Raw genomic sequence first — 22,959 nt, forward strand, 5'->3', positions numbered from 1 at the left:
CATAAGTGCTGTGTTTATTTTTTGTAATTTTGCCGAAAGTTAAAAAGAAAGCGAGTTTGAAAACAAAAGGGATCAAAAAAGATAAAGTAAATGTCGTCACCTTAGGTTGTTCCAAAAACCTGGTAGACTCTGAGGTGATGCTTACGCAGCTCAAAGGTAACAATATTAATGCTACCCACGAGTCTCAAAAGGATGACGCCAATGTCATTATTGTTAATACCTGCGGTTTTATTGACAATGCCAAGCAGGAGTCTATTGACACCATTCTTCGCTATGCCGATGCCAAGCAAAGTGGTATGATAGATAAGTTGTACGTGACCGGCTGTCTTTCGCAGCGCTACCGTGATGATCTGGAAAAAGAAATCCCTCAGGTAGATGCTTTCTTCGGCACTATGGAGCTTCCCCTTTTGCTCAAAAAGTTCAAGGCAGATTACAAGCATGAGCTGGTAGGTGAGCGAATTACTACTACCTCCCGCCACTATGCGTATATGAAGATTGCGGAAGGCTGCGATCGCCCCTGTTCTTTCTGCGCTATTCCGCTGATGCGAGGTAAGCATGTCTCCCAACCGATAGAGACCCTGGTACAGCAAGCTAAATCCCTGGCTCGCAATGGCACCAAAGAGCTGCTGCTCATTGCCCAGGACTCTACCTACTATGGCCTGGACCTTTATGGCAAAAGAAATCTGTCAGAACTCTTAAAGCAGCTTTCCGATGTAGAAGGCATAGACTGGATTCGCCTGCACTATGCTTTCCCTTCGGGCTTTCCTACGGATGTGCTGGATGTGATGGCGGAGCGCTCTAATATCTGTAATTACCTGGACATGCCTTTGCAGCACGGTTCCAGCCGCATGCTTAAGCTGATGCGTCGGGGTACTACACGTGAAAAAACGGAAGCACTGATTCATCAGATTCGTGAGAAGATTCCTAACCTTACCTTGCGGACTACGCTCATTGCCGGTCATGCCGGGGAGACGGAGGAAGATCATGCGGATATGATGGGTTTTGTAGAGAAAATGCGCTTTGATCGTCTGGGCATCTTTACCTATTCTCATGAAGAAGGGACGCATGCCTACGCTATGGAAGATAATGTGCCTGACAAAGTAAAGCAGCAGCGGGCTAATGAAGTGATGGAGTTACAAGAGAAAATCTCTTACGAACTTAATCAGGAGAAGGTTGGAAGCATACAGAAAGTATTGATTGACCGTAAGGAAAGCGGGAACTACATTGGTAGAACAGAGGGGGATTCACCAGAGGTAGATAATGAGGTAATTATTCCTGCCGACAAGAATTATCTGCGCATAGGCGACTTCGCCCAGGTACGTATAGTAGATGCTACTGACTTTGACCTCTTTGGAGAAGCAGTTCAACAATAACATTCCGTATAGACTTTGGGGTGATTGAGTACTATTGTTTGCCTTTATTGCACAAAACCTTGAGATTGTGCTAACGTAACTATACTATGTCTCGCAGTGAGCAAACATTTTTGTATCATTACGCATTTAATTTCCTCTTAGCTCGTATTATTCCGCAGCACTATGAACATAGAAAAACTTAATCTTTCAGAGACTGGTACTTTCTCTCCTATCTTTCTAGACTACATTAACAATAAAGACACCCTTCAGAAATTTCATAGTCGCCGACCTGATCTGAAAAGCTTTGAAAAGCAGTTGCAGGAAAAAACATTCTCCCAGGCGAGCCGGCAGCGCTTGCAGGCAGTTTTGCGTAAGCAATATACCAGCGTAGCACAACCTACTGAAGTAACACAGAATATAGAAAAGCTTGGTGATAGCAAAACATTTACCGTTACCACCGGTCATCAGCTCAATATCTTTACCGGTCCGCTCTATTTCATTTATAAGATCGTCACTACTATCAATTGTTGTAAGCAGCTAAACGAAGCTTATCCTGAATATCATTTTGTGCCCGTTTACTGGATGGCCTCAGAAGATCATGACTTTGAAGAGATCAACCACTTTCATCTTTTTGGTAACGATTATAGCTGGCGTACGGATCAAAAAGGGGCAGTAGGCCGGTTTACTACGGAAAATATTCAGGCTATTTTAGACGAATTACCAGGCAAAGTAGAAGTCTTCAACAAGGCTTACAAGCAGCACAAATATCTGGCAGATGCGGTACGATGTTACGTCAATGAGCTGTTTGGAAAGCACGGCCTGCTGGTGCTGGATGCCGACCATGCTGAGCTGAAGGCAGATTTTCGTTCGGTGATGAAAGACGATTTAGTCAATCATAGCGCAAAAAAATATGTAGAAGCTTGCTCAAAGGAACTGAACGAATTGGACTACAAAACACAGGTGTTTCCAAGAGAAATTAACCTCTTTTATTTGGATGAGCAATTGCGTGAACGAATTGAGAAGATAGGCGATAGTTTTGTGGTGCTGAATAGTGAGCTCAAATTTTCTGAAGCAGGGCTGATGGAAGCATTAGAGAGGCATCCCGAAAAATTCAGCCCTAACGTAATCCTTCGCCCGCTCTATCAGGAAACCATACTTCCCAATCTGGCTTATGTAGGAGGACCATCCGAACTTGCCTACTGGCTGCAGCTCAAGAGCATGTTTGAATATTATCAACTTCCTTTTCCTATACTGCTCCCCCGTAATTTTGGGCTGGTGATCAATAAAAGTAATGAAAGGAAGCTGAACAAAGTGCCCATCCAAACCAAAGACCTTTTTCTGGATAGCCAGAGCCTGATCAGAAAATTTGTAGAGGCCAATGCGGAAAACAGTCTTTCTTTGAATGAAGAGCAGCAGGAAATTTCTAAAGTTTTTGATGCGATCAGGAGCAAAGCAATAGATGTAGACAAAAGTTTGGAAGGCCTGGTGGGTAAAGAGGAAAAGAACACGCTAAAGATATTGCATAATATTGAGAAGCGTCTCAAGAAATCGGAAGAACAGAACCAGGAGATACATGTCAAGCAACTGGAAAGCCTGAAAGACAAACTGTTTCCTGATGGTAGCTTACAAGAACGTAAAGAGAACTTTTTAAACTTCTATATCAACAATCCGGCTTTTCTGGATGAGGTGCTGGAACACTTTGATCCGCTGGAATTTTGCTTTTATATCCTTCACGAAGAAGCAGATGAATCTTGACCAAAACTGAAGCGCGTACCTATTTTCGTCGGCAGCGAAAGCAGCTGAGCCAAGATGAATACCAGCTTGCCAACCAAAAGCTATATGAGCAGGCGATCACCTTTTTGGGCAATGTGAAGCCCCTGGCAGTCCATTGTTTCCTCCCTATCTTAAAAAACAAAGAAGTCAATACCTGGCCAATCATAGCATGGCTGCATGAACATAATATACAGGTAGTGGTACCAAAGAGCAGCCTGGAGGACAACAGCATGCAGCATTTTCAGCTCAGCCAGGAAGTAGAATGTGTGGAAAATACCTGGGGTATTCCTGAACCACAAGGTCAGTCATTGGTTTTAGTAGCAGAGCGGGAGATTAGCGTGGTCCTTGTTCCCCTGCTGGCTTTTGATCAGCGGGGAAATAGAGTAGGTTACGGGAAGGGATATTATGATGCTTTTTTGAGCAAATGTTTGCCGGAAACACTCAAAGTAGGACTTTCTCTTTTTCCTCCCCTTACAGCTATTTCGGGCCTCAATCCATTGGATGTGAAGCTTTCTCATGCCATTACACCTGACAAAGTATGGGATTTTGCGGATTCCGGTACTAAGAACCAAGAGTAATGCACAAACTGTTATATATTTGTGCGAATTATCAGCATTAGAATAGAAGGGATAATATGAGAATTATTATTGCGGGTGCAGGAGATGTAGGAAAACATCTGGCTAAACTGCTGGCATACGAAAACCAGGATATCGTAGTGATTGACCTTAACCAGGAGCGCCTGAGGCAGCTTGGAAGTCAATTGGATGTTTCTACAATTCGGGGGAGTGCTACCTCCTTCAGAGTGCTCAAAGATGCTAATGTGGCAGAAGCAGATTTGCTGATTGCGGTGACAGAGTCGGAAGAGGTAAACCTTGCCACTTCTTTTATCGCCAAGCAACTGGGTGTCAAGAGAACAGTAGCGAGGATCTCCAATGAAGAGTATCTGATGAGCAAAGAAACCCTGGATCTGCGTAAAGTAGGGATTGACGAATTGATTTCGCCCGAATCACTGGCGGCACGTGAGATCAGGCGCCTGCTGCGTATCGCGGCGGTTACTGACTCTTTTGAGTTTGATCAGGGGCTTCTCTCTCTGATCGGCATTACCATTGACCGAGCGAGCCCTTTACTGAATCATTCCCTGGCTGAAACTTCACGTCTCAATCCTCATAATACTTTCGTAACGGTAGCCATACTCCGAGATGGTAAAACGATCATTCCTCGTGGAGATACCCGCATTGAGCCTAATGACCATGTGTATTTTATTGCAGAGCCCAACGGAATAGACAGGGTACTGGACCTTACCGGTAAGAAGAAAATTGAGATCAAGAATATTATGATCCTGGGGGGAAGTAAGGCGGCTTACCATACCGCACGTAAGCTGAGCACCAACTATAATGTTAAACTGATAGAAAGAGACAGAGATAAGTGTTTTGAGCTGGCCGATCAACTGCCTAAATCACTGATCATCAATGGAGACGGCAGGGATGTGGAAATCCTGGAAGAAGAAGGTTTGGCAAATATGGATGCCTTTCTGGCGCTGACAGGAGACTCTGAAACCAATATCATCAGTTGCCTGGTAGCCAAAGATAAGGGCGTGAAAAAAACCATCGCGCTGGTAGAGAATATAGATTACATCCATTTGAGCCAGAACATTGGCGTGGATACGATGATCAATAAAAAGCTTATTGCCGCTAATTTTATTTTCCGTTACATCCGTAAAGGAGACGTAGTTTCTATTACCGGCATACACGGGGTAGAAGCGGAAATACTGGAGTATGAGGTGAATAACAATTGCAGAATCGTAAATAAACAACTAAAAGATCTGGAGTTTCCTAAGGAAGCAGTGATTGGAGGGGTAGTGAGAAATGGTAAGGGGCAGGTAGCCATGGGTAATTTTCAGTTTGAACCTAATGACCGCGTCGTAATTCTGAGCAAAAGAGAAAGCTTGTCAGATGTTGAAAAGTTTTTTAAATGAAGTTTAACTGGAAGGTTATCATCAATATCCAGGGAGCTCTGCTGATGTTTATTGGGGGGTTTATGCTCCTTTGTCTTTTAGTCTCTTTTTTTTATGATCAATCTGCCTGGGAAGCCATTCTGGCCGCGGCAGGTGTTTCTTTTACCGTAGGCTTAATAACCTGGCTGGCTACCAGAAAGCAGGAGAACAAAGAACTGCGAAGTAAGGACGGTTACCTGGTGGTGACCTTAAACTGGCTACTGGTGTCATTCTTCGGTTCCTTGCCCTATGTGTTTAGCGGTACGATCCCCTCCTATCCTGATGCGTTCTTTGAGTCAATTTCGGGTTTTACTACCACTGGAGCTACCATACTTACCGACATTGAAGCATTGCCCAAAGACATTTTGTTCTGGCGAAGTCTTACCCAATGGATAGGGGGTATGGGCATTATCGTGCTGGCAGTGGCCATTCTACCGATTTTAGGGATTGGAGGCATGCAACTCTTTGTAGCAGAGGCTCCGGGCGTAACGCCTGATAAGCTTAAGCCCCGTATCCGTGACACTGCAAAAAGGTTGTGGCTTCTTTATATCGGATTAACTGCACTGGAAACGGTGCTGCTGATGTTTGGCGGCATGAATTTCTACGAATCTATCAACCACGGACTGACAACGATGGCTACCGGAGGCTTTTCTCCCAAGAATGCAAGTATTGCTTTCTACGAGTCTCCCTACATACAGTATGTGATTATAGTCTTTATGTTTCTGGCCGGTACCAGCTTTTCTCTGACGTATTTTGCTTTCAAAGGAGCTTTTAATAAAGTCTGGCAGAATGAGGAGTTTCGTTACTATCTTTTTTCAGTGCTGATCATCATTCTGGTGAGTACAGTAGCTATCTATGTGGTGAGTGATGCAGGCCTGGAGAAATCCTTTCGTGATGCAGCCTTTCAGGTCGTTTCGGTCATCAGTACTACCGGCTACATTACTGCCGACTATACTTCCTGGGCTCCTCTGCTGACGGTGATTTTTTTCCTGCTCATGTTTATTGGCGCCTCAGCCGGGTCTACGGCCGGAGGCGTAAAAATTGTTAGGCACATCGTTTTGCTCAAAAACAGTGTTTTGGAGATGAAAAGGCAGGTTCACCCCTCAGCCATTATTCCGGTACGTCTCAATGGCAATGCCATTACACAGGATATCACCTTCAACGTACTGGCCTTTTTTATCATTTACATCACCATCTTCGCGGTAGGCTCAGTAGCCATAGCCCTGATAGGCGTAGATTTTATGACTGCGGTAGGTTCAGTAGCAACTTCCTTGGGCAATATAGGTCCCGGCCTGGGTACTGTGGGGCCGGTAGATAACTTTGCGCACCTACCGGGGGCTGCCAAATGGATTCTTTCTTTTCTCATGCTCCTGGGAAGGCTGGAGCTATTTACTGTATTGATCCTATTTACGCCTTACTTCTGGAACAGGAATGTGTAGATGGTGGCTCCATAAAAAAAGGACTCATCATTGAGTCCTTTAAGATCAACTACATTAATAGGTAAGCTTTTAATTCTCAGCAATGGATATCGCCATAGGTAGTCCCTGACGTATGGCATCGTACATGGATTGATATTCTTCACTGGCAGAACGATTCTGAGAAATTTCTGAAAATCTAATACCATACGTCTCCTGTGCCCGCTCATCATAAATCTGATAGAAAGCTTCTTTTAAGTGGTACAAGCTTACCAGATAATCTCTATAGCTATCATTGTCACTAAAGCGGGCACTGACTACATAATTGGTATTTTGCTGTGCTATTTGCTCTTTGGCAAATGCATATACTTTTTGCTGGTCAGCGGCAGCCTCATCCTCTTGCATCTGAATTTTCAGCATGCTGATATTATGCTCTTTCGCATATTCATCAGTGATTTTAGGAATACGATAGCCTACTTCTTCTTCGATCTCTGGAGCGGGAGGTAAAAAGATAGGAACCGCAATTTGTTCTCCATTGGAACTCTGCCCCAGATAGATGATTTTCAAACGATTCGCCTTCCTCAGTTCATTTTGCACTTTGCGTACCAGCCCCATTGACTGGTTCTGGTCAATCTGTGTGACTATCACATCATCTGGTGCAGATAAGCTTTTGGCCACTGAGATGATCTGCTCTACTGCTACCGGTTCCTCGTTGATTAACACTTTATTATCTGAAATGCGCAGCTTGAGCGTGTTTTCTCTACTCCAGTCAAACTGTCCTGCTGCGGAGGTGGGTAAAACGGGAACATCCATGTTATTTCCGGCTAAGGAAGCAGAGTTTGAAGATTCGGTTAAAACCTGATCGTCCATGCTGGTATTACACTGCATCATCACCAAACTAAAAATAATGCTGGCGGATAGTACCATTGCCACTTTGGCTTTACCGGCCCATCCTGATTTTTCTATAGTCATCATGCTTATTCTTTTTTTAACGAATGATAAATTAAAGTTATGTATCAACCCGTGAGAGTTGACGCTGATCAATTGTCTCAAAAGCAAGGTCTGATACGTAACTAGGGAGTAACCCTGATCAATCGTTTTTTTATCTGCTATATATTCATGTGTTCCCTTCAGAGATTTTATGAGCTGCCATATTACAGGATTGAACCATAACAAGGCGGCTGCCAGTTGAACAATGAGTAAATCCAAAGAATGTCTTTGCTGTATATGCGTTTTTTCATGCGCCAGTACCTGGTCAAAATCTTTACTATCAAGCATAGCCTGATGAACAAAAACTGAATTCAGGAAGGAAAAAGGTGCGATCTGATGAGTCACTTGAACCACTGTCAGGCCATCCACTGTCTCTTTCTGACTGGAATTCTTAAGTCTCAAAATCCAGCAATATGACCATATCAGCCTTAAAATAACCGCAGCAAAGCCAACACCATACACGATATAAGTTATGTTTAGGAACAATGTCTGCTTATCCTGAATTGTATTGGCTGGATTGCTGTATGTTTTCTCCCGAATAGAAGCGTTGCCCAGACTTTCATGTGTCCAGATATCAAAAGCATCATGGTAAGCTATTCGTACATCCCGCAGTTTAGCAATGGGATTGTCAACAACACTAGCTGATGCAGTTAGCAGATCAAAACTCAATAATGGAATTAAGAAGGAAAAAACTACTATAGCTAACAGAAAGAAGCGGTTGAGACTAAAAAAGGTCTCCTTCCTAAGCAATAGCCAATACAAGGCATAAAGAAGCAGCAGTACGCCACTGGCTTCCAGCAGGTATATAAATAGGCTACTCATTTTTCTGTGACTTAAGCTTTTCCAGCATCTTCATTACTTCATCCAGTTCTTTTTCATCCAGCTTTTTGCTTTCCGAAAAAAAGTTAACCACCTGTTTCAGCGAGTTATTGTAATAATCTGAAACTAATCGGGATAACTGCCCTTTGCGGTACTCCTCCTTAGAGATCAGTGGATAATATTGATGAGAATTACCGTATACATGATAGTCTACAATATTCTTCTGCACCAGTACCCTTACGATGGTAGAGATTGAGTTATAAGGAGGTTTAGGGTCGGGATATTGTTCTTGTATATCCTTGATAAATCCTTGTTCAATATCCCAGAGAATCTTCATGATTTTCTCCTCTGCCTTAGTCAGTTCAGTCATCACTTATTGAGTTTATTGATCAGCTAAAACAAGGATACAACTTAATATTAAGTTAGTCAACTTATTTTTAAATTATTTAACTTAATATTAAGTTTAACAAAAGTTTTAAAGAAGTTTAATATAATTCAGGATATAGCATGCCAACTCCCTACCCCACCCTCACATTGGCAGCAGGACATTTGAAGTTTTCAGTAGATCCCCGGCTGCTGGGGGCTAGGGCAAGAGTCTGCCTGGAAATACAGGCACAATAATCAAAGAGTTGCCGGCATTGCTTTGCGACTTCTTCAAAACCAGTAGCGACAATCAAGCCTTTTATCTCAAGCTCTTTGGCACTAATGAGCTGGCGTACCATGAATTGTTCATCGTCCGGATTGGCTCTCAGGTCTCTGGTAGATCCGGGCTTATATGTTTTATTGCCTGAATCTTTCTGAAATGTGATTAGCGACTTTACCGGCATCAACCAGAAAAATAGGATCAAATGAATCAATGAACTGTTTGCTTTCGTACTACTAATGACTTTTAGGGTAGTGTGGCGTCACAAACTTTGTTTTACCGCACTAGCGTCAAGTAACCATCAACTGTAGCATGCTAATGATCTGCCACTTCATAGGTCCTTTTCTTGGTAAAATGTCTGAACGCCAGCTGTCCTGCAAAATTCTGTAAAGGATAAGCTGACCCTTATAAGAGAAATTGAGAATTGAATACTAATTTTAGATATCAGATTTAAGCCATTTCCATCTTTTTGCCCAGTCTAACAGATACGCTTCACGATACCTGGCTATAGTTTTTGCTCCTTGCTGATCTTCAATGAACAGATTTGGTTCTTGTCTGTCGCTGTACCAATGGTCTCCCAGATGATAATCATCCTGATCGGGTGTGCCTGGCCAGGGATTGATACTTACATACTGCCCATGCTGGCTATCTAGTTCAGGAATATTACTTGCTATTAGGTAGGTGCCCTTTTCTGGTCTTTTCGGCGAGTAGCGTATCCCGTAGATGCCATTGCCAAGATAATATCCCGGCCAAACCTGATCCCATATTTCCATCATGAAACAAACTGAGTCTTGAGGTATATTTTTTTCGGGTCCCTTAAATCTCCATTCCAATACTGCATAAGCTGCTACAGTATCCTCTGTGCTGCTATTACCCTCAAACACAGCGCGTGAGCTATGCTCAATGCGCGTGAAACTTCCACCCCAGCTTTCAGTTGTAGGATCATCAGGATTGCCATGCATCAGGTAAGCAAGTGAGGGGGTATCACCCATCTTAATCCTTCCATCATAATAACTTTTAAATGCTTTGCCCATAGCGCCCCGCCCCTGTATATAATTGTCGTAATACGCTTCTCCACTGATATTCTGGGGAGAGGCTTCGTCCATGAACCATCCTCGGTAAGTAGCGTTAGCCTCTATCATCCAGAGATCGGGATGATGCTCAGCAATATATGCGTAGGCATTGACGCTCCATTTTTTGTTAGGCCCTCCTATCCAGTATACCCTGATGTTTTCTTTGATATCCGGGGCATCATGCAGAGCCTGAGCTATATCTTCCAGCCCACCCCAGACCAAAACCCAAAGCGGATGGTCGCTTGACTTCCGTGCGCTTTTTATCATCCATTCGGAGCCTTCAGTAGCGGTAGCATAACCTTTATATGGGGCTGAGTGTATTGCTCCCTGCTTACAGACAGCGCTTAATGCATCCGGTTCAGGAAAACTGGCTGAATGTGCCTTCAACTGGCCAAAGTCTTTTTTGTAGAGGTCAATCATATCCAGTATATCCTTTTTGCGTCCCTTCCCAAAAGGCGAAGATACCAAGCCCTCTATCTGGAAAAGATCCGCATACATGAGCAGGTGGATCATAGATTGAAAATCATCAGGATCGGTTCCTCCTATGTCAGTACTAATCAATACTCTTGGTTTAGACTCATCTTGCGCAGTACTATAATATGGAATCAAGAGTGTACTGATAAAACAGACACAACTCAGCAATTTTACATATTTAATAGACATTTTTTTTCAGGTTGTTCTTTTAAGTTCTCAGGCTTATTTATCTTCTGTAACATTAATAATCACTCTTTTGTAACGGGTGAGTGCCGGCTCTCCATCATCAGTAACGGCCAGAATAATATGCATTGTACCCAGCCTTGAGCTTTTAGGAATGACAAAAGATGCATCTTTCTTATCTGAATTCTCTATTTTCAGAGTGGGGGCCGTTCTGCCTGAAGATATTGCAAAAGTTCCAGGCTCATCGTAGTAGAACCATTTGAACGAGAGGGAATCTCCATCAGGATCGGTAGAACCTACAGCGCTTAAATCAACCTGATCGCCAACTTTTGCTGTCATTTGCTGCTCATGATTGAGCTTAGGTACTGGAGGATGGTTGGCTTCTTCATAAGATTTAATTGTCCAATCCATTCTGGCAGCAAAATCATTCTGATACGCTTCTCTCCATCGCCAGATAGTAGCTTTGTTATTAGTATGCCAACTACTGTCAGCGCCAAACACTTCATCTTGTGCATTATTCCAAAGAGGGCGTGTTTCAGCTTCAAGGAACCACTTTTCTGTGCGGGGCTGGTAAAACTCATAACGTCCTCCCCAGCTTCCCCAATCCGGATGCTCTGGGTCTCCCAGTCCGTTGTTGATGAGATACATAAAACTGGGTGAATCACCTTCCATCAAATACTCTACCTCCGGATATTCTGAACCCAATGGCCCCTTGCTCCGGATATGTTCATCCAGCCATGGATTGGAAACTATTTCAAAATTTCCACCGGCAAATCTCCCATGAAAACGATCACCACTAATACCCGTCCAGGTGGCATGGTGATAGCCTCCTAAGGAGTGGAAGCCGGGGCTGGCGATATAGAAAAGCTCAGGGAAATTTTTTCTTATCCAGGGCCCGCTATCATCCTGATCAGAGATCGTATACACTCTGATTTTAGATACAAATTTTTCTAATGCTTTCGGAGAGCGTGTCTCTCGCACTTTCCATAAGGCCTGGGCAAGACAATTCGGCCCGCCCCATATCTGTACCCAGACCGGGCGCGTATCCTCCTGGTCTACTGCTTGTATAATTAAGTCAGAGCCAGGTGAATCCATTCCTTTGCCCACGGCATTCATTCCATAATCAGCACGTCCTTCTCTGACAATTGACATTAAATAGTCAGCAGGAGGATACCCTTGCTCATGTTTTTCAAGATTATCTCTTACTTTACCATAAGCTTCCAGAATTTCGTGAATTCGCCAGGTGGCTATTTCGTTTTGCTGATGTACTGAGGTGGTTGCAATCAAGCCTTCCGCCTCCCATTGGTTGGCATAAGTAAGAAACCTAACCAAAGACATGGCATCATCAGGTTCATTCTCAATGTCAGTGAGCACAATCACTCTTGGCTTCTCAGATGCCGGCTGTGCTAATAGTTTGACACACCCGAGAAGCAATATTATCGTCAGACATAGTTTTAGGTAGGTTGTATTTTTCATCATGTCATAAATGTGAATCAAGAGTAAAAAGAGCAAATAAAGAGAGAAGTCTGTTTATCCAATATGGACATAAAAGATAAATTGAGACACTTCTACAGCTATGTTTGCCAACATTATGATACAAAACTTTGGCTGCATTGCCAACGCATGAATAGTAATAGAAAACAAATTTTCACTGTCCAAGAACTCATTACATTGATTTGTTCAGAAGATTATAGTTGTATCCTCAGTGGCTATATGCATTGTCGTGTTTTATTATTGATACACATTCCCAGAATACGATTATAGGTTTGCCGCTACTGCCTGCTGTCATCCTCCCTCTATCTACCCTGAGGGGCAGGAATTTTGGTGCTCAGCTTTTTCTCATCGCCACTAATGCATATCTTGAGCAAAGACGACGCTGATTCAGAAAGATCCTTGTGCTACTGGTCAGAGACCGCAAGCTGATACAATAACTCAAATAATACCAAATTTTTTCACTGCGAAAGAGCAATGAAATATATAACAACCTAAACACCAATGATGACTAACAACAACCTAAACATTCGGGACAACCTTAAGGAAGCGTATAGTGATGTGTATACGGCCGAGGCACTTTCTGCCCTTGCCTCCATGGCTCACTTTAACAGTGACATCAAAGCAGTAATGGCTTCCCGAATCCAGAGAAGAACAGAACGCCAGCAAGCGAAAAAAAGGATTAGTTTCTTAGAGCCGGATAGTTTGATTCCCCGTACCCAGATCAAAGTGCAGGATGCCCGTGAGGGTAAGTTTGAAGGGGCTGCTATTCCTCAGGACCTGCAAAGGCAGTGGATACAGGGTACCGGTCCGGCAGCAAAACCCAATGCTCCTGTAGAGAGCAGCATCCGTAATGTAGCTTATGCACTGCTCTCCGGAGCCGACGGCTGGATGTTTGATGGAGAAGATGCTCTGGGACAAACCCAAACCATGTCGCTGGACAATCAACGGAATTTGAAGCTCGCCATCAGCAAAGACCCGCTGTTCCTGAAAGTTGCTGGGCAGGTAGCCACAGAAATGAACCGCTGGGCACAGGGTTTCTTCGGCAGAGACATAGTCAAGGATTGGGAAGAGCAACTCAATTTTACCACCAAAATATTCCGCGCCCGTGGCCTGCACCTGGATGACCGCCACATCAGAGATGCCGATGGTAATGCACTGGCAGCCTCTATTGTAGACTTGACTTTATATGTGGTGAACAACCATGCCGCACTACAGAAAGCGGGTTCATCTATTGTGTTATACTTACCCAAAATTCAGACTGCCGAAGAAGCTGCTGTGTGGAATGCGATGATGGATGCACTGGAAGAGCATATCAGTTTAGCAAAAGGAACCATCAAAGTGTATGTGCTGGTAGAGCAGTTAGAAGCCACTTATCAGCTCATGGAAATCAGAGCCGCCCTGGGAAAGCATTTTGTAGGATACAACACCGGGCGCTGGGATTACATCAACAGCGTTGCCGATGCTATGGCCTGGGATCAAAGTTTCATCAATCCTGACATAGAAGCCATTGGCATGACATATGGCTATATGCGCAATTATGAAGACCGCGTACGCCGGGCTGTCAATACGCCGGATCTAACTGGAAACTTTGCCCTATGGCAGGGAGGCATGGAACCTAATATTCCGGTAGGCTCGGAAGAAGGCGTATCGGCCAGCATGAAAAAAGCTCTGGCAGGGGCAGAACGCGAACAAGGGGAAGGTGCCAGCGGTAAATGGGTAGCCCACTGGAAAATGGTACACATCATCAGGCCGGTATGGGAAAAAGTAGATGAAGCAAATCAGTTGGGCAGAAAATTTCCTCCTCTTAATTACAGCCAGCAGGCGGCAGATGGGCTAATTCAACTGGAACCCGCGCCTACTACCATCCGTGGAGCGCGTAACCTGATCAGTGTGGCTTTGCAATATGGCAATGCCTTTGGTCAAGGCATGCAGGCAGCAGCTTTGAAGCCGGCAGATTTTTTTGGCAATGATGACGTATTGTACCTGATGGAAGACATGGCTACCGGGGAAATCAGGGTGAGCATCCTCTGGGAGTGGATACACAAAGGGGCTGAGCTTACTGAAGATGACCCGGAGACCGGTACCAAAGCAGGAGACACATTCAGCAGACCCTTATTTGAGAAGCTGCTGGAGGAAGAATACCAAAAACTGCTGAATGCCCGGGATAAAGATGTATACGACTCTTCCAAAACGACTACGCTCCCCATTTCAAAAGAAATCGTGGAAGTATACACGCTCAGCGAAATAAAATTGCCCTGGTTCATTGACCTGCTGAACATCAATCTCAACAATCAGGATTTGGATGTGGCAAAGCAGAGAATCAGACAGTACAAGGATGCTTTCGAAAAAGATGGCACCCGTATTACGGAAAACCTTGACTTTATGCTGCCTGAGAAGTAGCGAATCAGTATATTCAGAAAACAGTGAGCGTTTTGATAGTGGGTTCACTGCAAACAACCTAAACTACTTTACTTTATGGATGGCAAACAAGCGGTGTTGTCACAGTTAAAAGCGTGCATCAAAGGGGATATTCTGGACGATGATTATTCTCTAGGCATGTACGCTACCGATGCCAGTATTTATCAGATCAAGCCCCTGCTCATCATCTTACCCAAAGATGAATCCGATGTTAAAAAGGCAGTAGAAATTGCGGCAAAACATAAAATTAAGTTGCTGCCCAGAGGTGGTGGAACCAGCCTGGCCGGACAGACCGTAGGCGAAGCGCTGGTGCTGGACTTCTCCAAGTATATGAACAAAATTCTGGAGATCAATACCGAGGAAAAATGGGTGAAGGTGCAGCCGGGTATGGTCAGGGATGAGCTCAATGAGGTGCTTTCAGCCTATAACTTGCACTTCGCTCCCGATCCGGCTACTTCCAGCCGGGCCAATGTGGGGGGAATGGTGGGCAATAATTCTTCCGGTACCAAAAGCATTCTCTTCGGCAAAACGGTGGACCATGTCCTTGCTGCCAGAGTCTTGCTCGCTGATGGCACCGAGCTGTATCTGCATGAGCTAAGTTCTGAAGCCTATGCGGAGAAGGCACAGCAAAATGACAGGGAAGGGCAGATTTATCGTGGCTTCCGGGAAACCATTCAACAGCAGGAGGCTGAAATCAAAGCGCGCTTCCCCAAAGTGATGCGCAGGGTTGGGGGCTATAACCTGGATGAATTTGTATACACTGACCGTTGGAATTTAGCCAAACTCATTAGCGGTAGCGAAGGTACACTGGCGATTTCCCTGGAGCTTAAACTCAATTTGGAGCCCCTTCCCAAATACAAATCAGTGGCCGTAGTGCATTTTTCAGAATTACCGGAAGCCATACAGGCGGTACAGCCCATGCTTCCCTTCCAGCCTTCGGCGATTGAGATTTTAGATGAGACCGTGCTGAAGCTGAGCAAAGAAAACCTTATGACCCAGCAGCATTGCCATTTCATTGAAAAAGAGCCTGCCGCCATCCTGATTGTAGAGTTTTTCGGAGAAACCTATGAAGATGTGATGCAGCGCCCTCAGGCGATGATTGAAGTGTTGAAAAGCAAGAAAATAGGTTATGCTTACCCGCTTTTCCCGGAAGGTAAAGAGTATGATGATGTGTGGATTGTACGAAAAAAAGGGCTGGGATTGATGCTGGGGATCAAAGGAGAAAAAAAGCCTTTGCCCTTTATTGAAGATGCCGGTATACCGGTAGCAGTACTGCCCGAGTATATTGACAAAGTACTGAAGATTTGTGAAAAACATCATACCCAAGTGGCTATGTATGCGCATGCCAGTGTGGGTGTAATTCACGTCAGGCCCATACTGGATCTGAGGCAGGAGCAGGATATAGAAAACCTGAAAAATATTGCCAACGAAACTTTTGAACTGGTGGTCAGCTATGGCGGCTCATGGAGTGGTGAGCATGGAGACGGATTGGTAAGAAGCGCCTTTAACGAGCACTTTTTTGGTGAGCAGCTCTATCAGGCGTTCAGGGAGATAAAAAAATTATTTGATCCGGAAAATGTCATGAACCCCGGCAAGATTGTAGAGGCCCAGACCATAGAGCATAACCTTCGCTACGGCACAAAATACGCTGATCAGCCCGTAAAGACTGAATTTCAATACCGCTTTGAGAACAGCTTCAGAGAGGCGGTACATATGTGTACGGGTGTGGGCGAATGCCGTAAGATGCTGGGAGGCACCATGTGTCCCAGTTTTAAAGCCACCCGAGACGAAGAACACTCTACCCGGGGCAGGGCCAATGCCATGCGCCTGGCGATGTCCGGCCAACTGGACCAGGAAGGGCTGGGCAGTAAACGTCTGCACCAGGTGCTGGATCTGTGTCTGTCCTGTAAAGCCTGCAAGTCAGAATGTCCCTCCAATGTGGATATGGCAAAAATGAAAAGCGATGTGACCCAAATTTACTACGATGAACATGGGATTAGCTTACGCGATCGCCTGATCAGGGACTCTTCCAAAGCAGCGGCGCTTTTGTCAGGGACACTCTCCAAAGGTGTAAATACGATCCAGCAATCGGCTGTGTTCAGGTCTGCCATGCAAAGCCTGGCTGGTTTTGACAAGCGGAGAAGCTTACCCAAATATGCCCAAGAACCTTTTTACAAGTGGTTTGAAAAGAATAACCATAAAGACAAGCGCAGTAGTAGTAAAAAGGTTGTACTGTTTGCTGATACATACCTTAATTTTCATGAACCACAGATCGGGATTTCCGCTCTGGAATTGCTCAACTCCTGCGGCTATGAAGTGATACTCGCCAATGTCGGTTGCTGCCAGCGGCCCAAAATCTCTCATGGCTTTCTAAGAGATGCCAAAAAGGAAGGTGCCGAAACTGTTAAAAAGCTGAAGCCTTACCTGGACCAGGGTTTAAACATAGTGGTATGCGAACCCAGCTGTGCCTCTGCCCTCAATGATGATCTGCCCGACCTGCTGGAGGATGAAGCCCTGGCTAAGCAACTCAAAACACAGGTGATGATGATTGATGTGTTTTTGGCCAAAGAAATCGCCTCAGGAAACCTAAAGGTAAATTTTGAAGCTGTAGCCGGGGATATGCTCATTCACGGACACTGCCATCAGAAAGCGCTTTACAGTACCAAAGCCATGAAATCCATTTGCGAACATACAGGGCAAAAAGTAGGCGAAATACCTTCGGGCTGCTGTGGTATGGCGGGTTCTTTTGGCTACGAAAAAGAACATTATGACATATCTGAAAAAATCGGGGAGAGCATCCTTTTTCCCGCGGTAAGGGCTATGGAGGAAGGTAGCACGCTGGTAGCCAATGGATTTAGCTGTCGTCATCAGATTGAACATTTTACCGGTGTAAAGCCCAAACATTGGGTAGAGGTGATCAGGGCTGTTTCTCCCTCAGAGGAGGCAGAAAATTCAGAGAGTTAAAGCCTGGCTTTCATCAAACCTTAGACTAACCATATCCAGATCAGACTATGTCACTTTCTTTATTATCCTTTCTTGCCCTTTTGCCCATCATGGTGGTAGCTGTCCTCCTGGTAGGGTTTCGTCTTTCCGCCAGAACCAGCATGCCGCTGGGCTTTTTGCTCACGGCTGTAGTGGCATACCTGGCATGGGACTTTCCCCTCACCAGCATTTTAGCTTCCACCATTCAGGGGCTTTTCATCACCTTTGACATTCTTTACATCATATTTGGTGCTATTTTATTGCTTACCCTGCTCAACTATTCCGGAGCGATCAGGGTAATACGGCAGGGCTTCGCCGGTGTCAGCGAGGATCGGCGCGTGCAGGTGGTGATCATCGTCTGGCTGTTTGGCGCTTTTATTGAAGGGGCGGCAGGTTTTGGCACTCCGGCAGCGATTACCGCACCTTTGCTGGTGGCTATGGGTTTTCCTTCTATGGCTGCCGTGATGTTAGGGATGATGGTACAGAGTACTCCGGTGACCTTTGGAGCCGTGGGTACGCCCATATTGGTAGGTGTAAGAGGTGGATTGGAAGGAGCTTATGTGGAAGGTCAACTTCAGGCGGCAAGTCTTAGCTTTTTAGATTATATTCAGTTAGTCACTACCCACGCAGCGGTTTTACACGCTATCACCGGTACGCTGATCCCTTTATTTATGATCTGCATGATGACGCGCTTTTTCGGCGCAAAGAAAAGCTGGAAGGAAGGGCTTGCCCTATTTCCCTTCGCACTGTTTGGAGGATTATCCTTCACAATTCCTTATGTGCTGACCGGAATTTTCCTGGGGCCGGAGTTTCCATCTCTGTTAGGATCCTTAGTGGGAATGCTGATCGTGGTGACCGCTGCCAAAAGAGGCTTTCTGCTGCCCAAAGAAAGCTGGGACTTCCCGGAGAGAAAAAGCTGGCCCAGCTTATGGATGGGCACCCTGGATATCCAGCTGGACGATGAAAAGAAGCAAGCTTCATTATCACTGATCACCGCCTGGGCACCTTACCTCTTTGTAGCCGGGCTGCTGGTCTTAAGTCGCCTTCCTCAGTTACCTTTTAAAAACCTCCTGACCAGCGTAGCCATCAGCTATGAAGAAATTCTGGGCACCGCCATTTCGGCCAGCAGTACGCCTCTGTATTTGCCGGGGACTATCCTTTTGGTGGTAGGGTTAATTACCCTCTTCCTGCACCACATGAAACTGCCGGACGTCAGAGCTGCTTTATCAGAAAGTGGCAGAATGGTGCTGGGGGCGGGATTTGTATTGATTTTCACCGTGCCCATGGTGCGTATCTATATAAATTCCGGTATCAATCCGCTGGATATCCCGGGTATGCCTATCGTGATGGCAGAATGGGTAGCCTCTCATGTAGGACAGGTATATCCTTTGTTTGCGCCTTCCATCGGTGCCTTGGGAGCTTTTATCGCAGGGAGCAATACCGTAAGCAATCTTATGTTCAGCTTCTTCCAGTTTGGCGTAGCAGAGAGGTTAGCCATGCCTACCACCCTCATCGTCGCAATGCAGGCAGTAGGCGCGGCAGCAGGAAATATGATTGCCATACACAATGTAGTAGCAGCTTCTGCTACAGTAGGTTATTTGGGCAAGGAAGGGCTTATACTTCGGAAAACCATTATTCCCACCTTGTATTATGTGGTTGTCGTTGGACTTCTGGGACTGATTTTCTTAAGTTTTGTTAGAGGTATGCAAACCCTTTGACTGAAGGTTTGAGAAAAGCACAATGACAGCAAATATTTACAGCTAGTTGGAGGAGAATACTACCCGAAATTGAAAAAGTAATGCTAAGCTGATAAAATTTTAAAAAAATAAAGTTTTGCGTTCCGGGTTGACCACCCCCGTTTCAGTTATCTATTAATCAACGTCAATAAGCCTCTCCGGTGAGAATTCAAAAGGTGAATGAAATAGCGGCCCGAAAGCCGCTTTCAACGGTAGGGATTTTTAAGAAATTGCTACCTTATCATTCTGTTCTACCGATCTATAAATAGCTTCTACGACTCGAATATCTTTCAAGCCTTCTTCGCCGGGAACGAGTACGGGCTTGTTGTTGAGGATCGCCAGGGCGTCATCGTCCATCTGCTTGGCCTGCTGCATATTGGGCAGCTTTTCATTTAGTTTCTTACCATCACTGGTTTCACCCTGTATCCCATTATAGGCCTGAAAAGGCTCCAGCTTGTACCAGCCTTTGCTGCAGTTGACCATCAGGCTATTCATGCTTTTGCCAAAACTGGTGATACAATCCGCCGTGACACCCCCGGGAAACTCCAGGTCGAACTCCATGGTCTCCTCCACTTCGTGGTAAATCTCAGGGCGGGTAGTAGAAGCGCGGGCAGTTACGGCAATGGGTTCCATTTGCGTAGAATAACGAGCTGCATTCAGAGGGTACACGCCCATATCGTACATGGCTCCACCACCCATGGCTTTCTTCTGCTTCCAGTGGTCGGTTCTGCCTTCACGGTACCCGGCAGCGGCGCTCACATCTTCTACCTTTCCGTAAGTTTTATTTTTGGTAAACTGAATAATCTGCTGCGTATTAGGTTCATGTTGCACACGATAACCAATACTGAGCTTGGTTTTATTTTTATTGCAGGCATCTATCATATTCTGGCATTCTTCTTCCGTCATAGCCATGGGCTTTTCGCACCAGACATGCTTACCCGCTTCCGCTGCTTTGATGCTGTATTCGGCATGCATGGAGGGAGGCAGCACGATGTAGATCACATCTATATCCGGATTGTTGGCTACCTCATCCATGGTTTCGTAATTGTAGATATTCTTATCAGGAAGGTTGTATTGGGCTTTCCATCGCTCTGCTTTGGCGGGTGTACCGGTTACAATGCCTCTCAGTTCGCAGTGCTCAGTCTGCTGCAATGCTGGCGCTAGCAAATCAGTACTGTAATAGCCCAGCCCCACCAGGGCTACGCCTAATTTTCTGTTTTGAGCGGGAATGATGATGTTTGAAAAAGCGGAAGTGCTGAGCGCCAGCCCTGACATTCCGGCTAAACTTTGTCCTAAAAATTTCCTGCGGTTGATCATTGTGTATGTTGGTTATAGTATGTAGTCATTTTTTTTCTGGTAAGAGCATCGGGCAGCGGTGCGTATCCGGCAGCCATATTTTCCTTTACATGCGCCACCTGCGTGGTAGCAGGAATGGTACAGCTCACATGCGGATTGGAGATGATATATTTTAAAAAGAAAGAGGCCCAGTTGGGCATGTCCCACTCTCCGGCCCAGGGAGGAAGCGGCACGCCCCCGACTGTACGAAAAAGCGCTTTGGTCTCAAAAGGCTGGTTGATGATCACGGCTACACCTTTATCGGCTGCTAGTGGCAAGAGATAATCTTCAGCAGCAGTGCCCCGTACAGAAAGATTGATTTGTATAAAATCCAAAGGCTCGCTACGTATCAGTTTAGCCAGCTCATCATGAGCAGCATCCACATAATGGGTAACACCCACATATTTGAGTTTCCCTTTATCCTTGAGCTCTCTCAGCGTACGGATGTGTGTCTTGGAATCCCGGATATTATGTACCTGCTCTAATGCAGGCCATTTATGAAAGAGACTGACTGATTCGTCAATCTGGGATTTTCCTGCCTGTTCCCCATTAGTCCAGACTTTGGTAGCTACCCAGAGTTTATCCTTTACACCTAACTCTTCTGCTAATGCTCCAATCACCTTTTGAGAACTGCCATACATGGGCGAACTGTCAATCACGCCTCCGCCTAAGTCGGCAAAAGTGCGTAAAACCTTTCGCATGGGAGCACGCTCGCTCTCCGAGCTGCCTACATCAAAGGTAAGCCAGGAACCCATACCGATAGCTGGGATACGTTCACCCGTAGAGGGAATGGTACGAAAGATGCGCTCTTTGTTCTCAAAAGCAGCTATATCCGGCATCAGACACAAGCCTGACAGCGAGGCAGTGGTAGTTTTTAAAAAATCTCTACGTGGCAAATATGCTACAGGCTTCATCCGGTTAACGTATTGCTTATCAATTGCTTTGTATTTCTAATATAAAAAAATCTGACGGCTTGTGCTTATGTGAACTTAGCCTTCTAAGTAATAGTTTTTAAACCGTAATTGCACACAGCTTTAATTCATTAGATGAAATGCGTCCATTAAAATCTTTTCTGATCAAATGATATTGTTTAGATTGAACGCTCTGAATTTTTGTCTGTAGCTTCACACTTTACGACCTACAATGAACTCTGAAATGAATATCACAAAATTCCCTATCCTATTCGCGATTTTATTGTTTGCAGTTTCCTGCAATCAGGACTCTCAAACTACTACGACAGAAGAACAAACTAAAACGACTTCCAGCACTTCCTCTGACCCAGCTAAGCCCATGCCCGGCGAACAGCCTGAAGGCATGGTGTGGATACCAGGAGGTAAATTTACGATGGGTAGTGAAGATGAATCTGCTACCCGTGTGGAAGGTCCTGAATACCTGGTAGAAGTTTCGGGATTCTGGATGGATACGCATGAAGTGACCAATGCAGAGTTTAGAGCGTTTGTGGAAGCTACCGGCTACCAGACGATTGCGGAACGCCCGGTAGACTGGGAAGAACTGAAGAAACAGCTTCCTCCCGGAACGCCCCGTCCTCCAGAAGAAGCCTTGCAACCGGGCTCGCTGGTATTTGCTCCTCCTCATCAGGCGGTTCCTTTAGATGATTACTCCCGCTGGTGGAGCTGGCAGACCGGTGCCGACTGGCAGCACCCTCATGGACCAGGAAGCAGTATTGAGGGCAAAGACAACTATCCGGTAGTGCATATCGCTTACGAAGACGCCCAGGCTTACGCTGAGTGGGCAGGCAAGCGCCTACCTACTGAGGCGGAATGGGAATATGCTGCCCGGGGGGGGAATGGCAATGAAGCTTTTGCCTGGGGAGACGAACTGATGCCCAATGGCAGATACCTGGCTAACTTTTTTCAGGGAAATTTCCCTTACAACAACAGCGGACAGGATGGGTTTGCTGGTGCTGCACCTATCAAAAGTTTCAAGCCTAATGGCTATGGACTTTATGATATGATCGGCAATGTGTGGGAGTGGAGCTCCGACTGGTATCGCCCGGATACACATGCCCGTAACCAACTGGCAGGAATGGCCGCTTGTAAAAACCCGACAGGTCCGGAATCCAGTTATGACCCCACTGAGCCATATGCTGAAAAGCGGGTGATCAAAGGAGGCTCTTTCTTATGTAGTGAGCAGTATTGCAGTAACTATCGCCCCAGTGCCCGTATGGCTACCTCTATAGACTCAGGCCAGGAGCATTTGGGCTTTCGCTGTGTCAAAGATGCTAATGCGCAGATGTAATGACAGTATGCGCTGTCAGA

16 protein-coding genes are annotated in these 22,959 nt (G+C 45.5%); 9 read left to right on the top strand and 7 right to left on the bottom strand.

What is annotated here, in order from left to right:
* Positions 1-56 precede the first annotated feature (56 nt).
* The 5 genes from rimO to OKW21_RS29065 all read left to right on the top strand — a co-directional run bounded on the left by rimO (position 57) and on the right by OKW21_RS29065 (position 6,557).
* Positions 57-1,373 carry a 30S ribosomal protein S12 methylthiotransferase RimO gene (gene rimO, locus OKW21_RS29045; RefSeq protein WP_277486637.1) on the top strand — a complete coding sequence of 439 codons (1,317 nt, stop codon included), beginning with the start codon at positions 57-59 and terminating at the stop codon, positions 1,371-1,373.
* 162 nt (positions 1,374-1,535) lie between these two features.
* A complete protein-coding gene (gene bshC / locus OKW21_RS29050) occupies positions 1,536-3,107 on the top strand; it encodes a bacillithiol biosynthesis cysteine-adding enzyme BshC (RefSeq protein WP_277486639.1) in 1,572 nt (523 codons plus the stop codon).
* The gene (locus tag OKW21_RS29055) at positions 3,104-3,703 is read left to right on the top strand and encodes a 5-formyltetrahydrofolate cyclo-ligase (RefSeq protein WP_277486641.1); all 600 of its coding nucleotides are present in this window, start codon (positions 3,104-3,106) and stop codon (positions 3,701-3,703) included. Before bshC ends, OKW21_RS29055 begins: the two co-directional genes overlap by 4 nt.
* A 56-nt stretch (positions 3,704-3,759) precedes the next feature.
* On the top strand, positions 3,760-5,100 hold the full coding sequence (gene trkA, locus OKW21_RS29060) for a Trk system potassium transporter TrkA (RefSeq protein ID WP_277486643.1): 1,341 nt from the start codon (positions 3,760-3,762) through the stop codon (positions 5,098-5,100).
* The gene (locus OKW21_RS29065; protein WP_277486645.1) at positions 5,097-6,557 is read left to right on the top strand and encodes a TrkH family potassium uptake protein; all 1,461 of its coding nucleotides are present in this window, start codon (positions 5,097-5,099) and stop codon (positions 6,555-6,557) included. The genes trkA and OKW21_RS29065 overlap by 4 nt, the downstream gene beginning before the upstream one ends.
* Before the next feature lie 69 nt (positions 6,558-6,626).
* On the opposite strand, the gene OKW21_RS29070 is transcribed toward OKW21_RS29065, so the two are convergent.
* From OKW21_RS29070 to OKW21_RS29090, 5 genes are all read right to left on the bottom strand, one after another.
* Positions 6,627-8,345 carry a M56 family metallopeptidase gene (locus tag OKW21_RS29070; protein ID WP_277486648.1) on the bottom strand — a complete coding sequence of 573 codons (1,719 nt, stop codon included), beginning with the start codon at positions 8,343-8,345 and terminating at the stop codon, positions 6,627-6,629.
* Positions 8,338-8,712: a BlaI/MecI/CopY family transcriptional regulator gene (locus tag OKW21_RS29075; RefSeq protein WP_277486649.1), complete on the bottom strand. Its 375-nt coding sequence runs from the start codon at positions 8,710-8,712 to the stop codon at positions 8,338-8,340. Before OKW21_RS29075 ends, OKW21_RS29070 begins: the two co-directional genes overlap by 8 nt.
* 148 nt (positions 8,713-8,860) lie before the next feature.
* Entirely contained in the window at positions 8,861-9,199 is a 339-nt protein-coding gene (locus tag OKW21_RS29080) for a hypothetical protein (protein ID WP_277486651.1), read from the bottom strand.
* Between the two features lie 223 nt (positions 9,200-9,422).
* Positions 9,423-10,721, bottom strand: a complete 1,299-nt coding sequence (locus OKW21_RS29085; protein WP_277486653.1) for a nucleoside hydrolase-like domain-containing protein — start codon at positions 10,719-10,721, stop codon at positions 9,423-9,425.
* Between the two features lie 33 nt (positions 10,722-10,754).
* Positions 10,755-12,191 (bottom strand): DUF1593 domain-containing protein, encoded by a 1,437-nt coding sequence (locus OKW21_RS29090; RefSeq protein WP_277487825.1) that lies wholly within the window; start codon positions 12,189-12,191, stop codon positions 10,755-10,757.
* Between the two features lie 519 nt (positions 12,192-12,710).
* On the opposite strand from OKW21_RS29090, the gene OKW21_RS29095 reads away from it, so the two are divergent.
* The 3 genes from OKW21_RS29095 (at position 12,711) to OKW21_RS29105 (ending at position 19,327) form a co-directional block, all read left to right on the top strand.
* Complete coding sequence (locus tag OKW21_RS29095) at positions 12,711-14,609, top strand: aldolase/citrate lyase/malate synthase family protein (protein ID WP_277486655.1); 1,899 nt, start codon at positions 12,711-12,713, stop codon at positions 14,607-14,609.
* Between the two features lie 75 nt (positions 14,610-14,684).
* Positions 14,685-17,591, top strand: coding sequence for an FAD-binding and (Fe-S)-binding domain-containing protein (locus tag OKW21_RS29100; RefSeq protein ID WP_277486658.1), 2,907 nt, complete (start codon positions 14,685-14,687; stop codon positions 17,589-17,591).
* 47 nt (positions 17,592-17,638) lie between these two features.
* Positions 17,639-19,327 carry an L-lactate permease gene (locus tag OKW21_RS29105; RefSeq protein ID WP_277486660.1) on the top strand — a complete coding sequence of 563 codons (1,689 nt, stop codon included), beginning with the start codon at positions 17,639-17,641 and terminating at the stop codon, positions 19,325-19,327.
* A 240-nt stretch (positions 19,328-19,567) separates the two neighbouring features.
* Here the strand turns inward: OKW21_RS29105 and OKW21_RS29110 are convergent, their stop codons facing one another.
* Together OKW21_RS29110 and OKW21_RS29115 are read right to left on the bottom strand one after the other, a co-directional pair.
* Positions 19,568-20,662, bottom strand: coding sequence for a Gfo/Idh/MocA family protein (locus OKW21_RS29110; RefSeq protein WP_277486662.1), 1,095 nt, complete (start codon positions 20,660-20,662; stop codon positions 19,568-19,570).
* Positions 20,659-21,594: an aldo/keto reductase gene (locus tag OKW21_RS29115; protein ID WP_277486664.1), complete on the bottom strand. Its 936-nt coding sequence runs from the start codon at positions 21,592-21,594 to the stop codon at positions 20,659-20,661. The genes OKW21_RS29110 and OKW21_RS29115 overlap by 4 nt, the downstream gene beginning before the upstream one ends.
* A gap of 241 nt (positions 21,595-21,835) precedes the next feature.
* Between OKW21_RS29115 and OKW21_RS29120 the strand changes: the two genes are divergently transcribed.
* Positions 21,836-22,939, top strand: coding sequence for a formylglycine-generating enzyme family protein (locus tag OKW21_RS29120; protein ID WP_277486665.1), 1,104 nt, complete (start codon positions 21,836-21,838; stop codon positions 22,937-22,939).
* The last annotated feature ends 20 nt before the right edge of the window (positions 22,940-22,959 follow it).

The organism is Catalinimonas alkaloidigena, from assembly GCF_029504655.1.
Lineage (GTDB): Bacteria > Bacteroidota > Bacteroidia > Cytophagales > Cyclobacteriaceae > Catalinimonas > Catalinimonas alkaloidigena.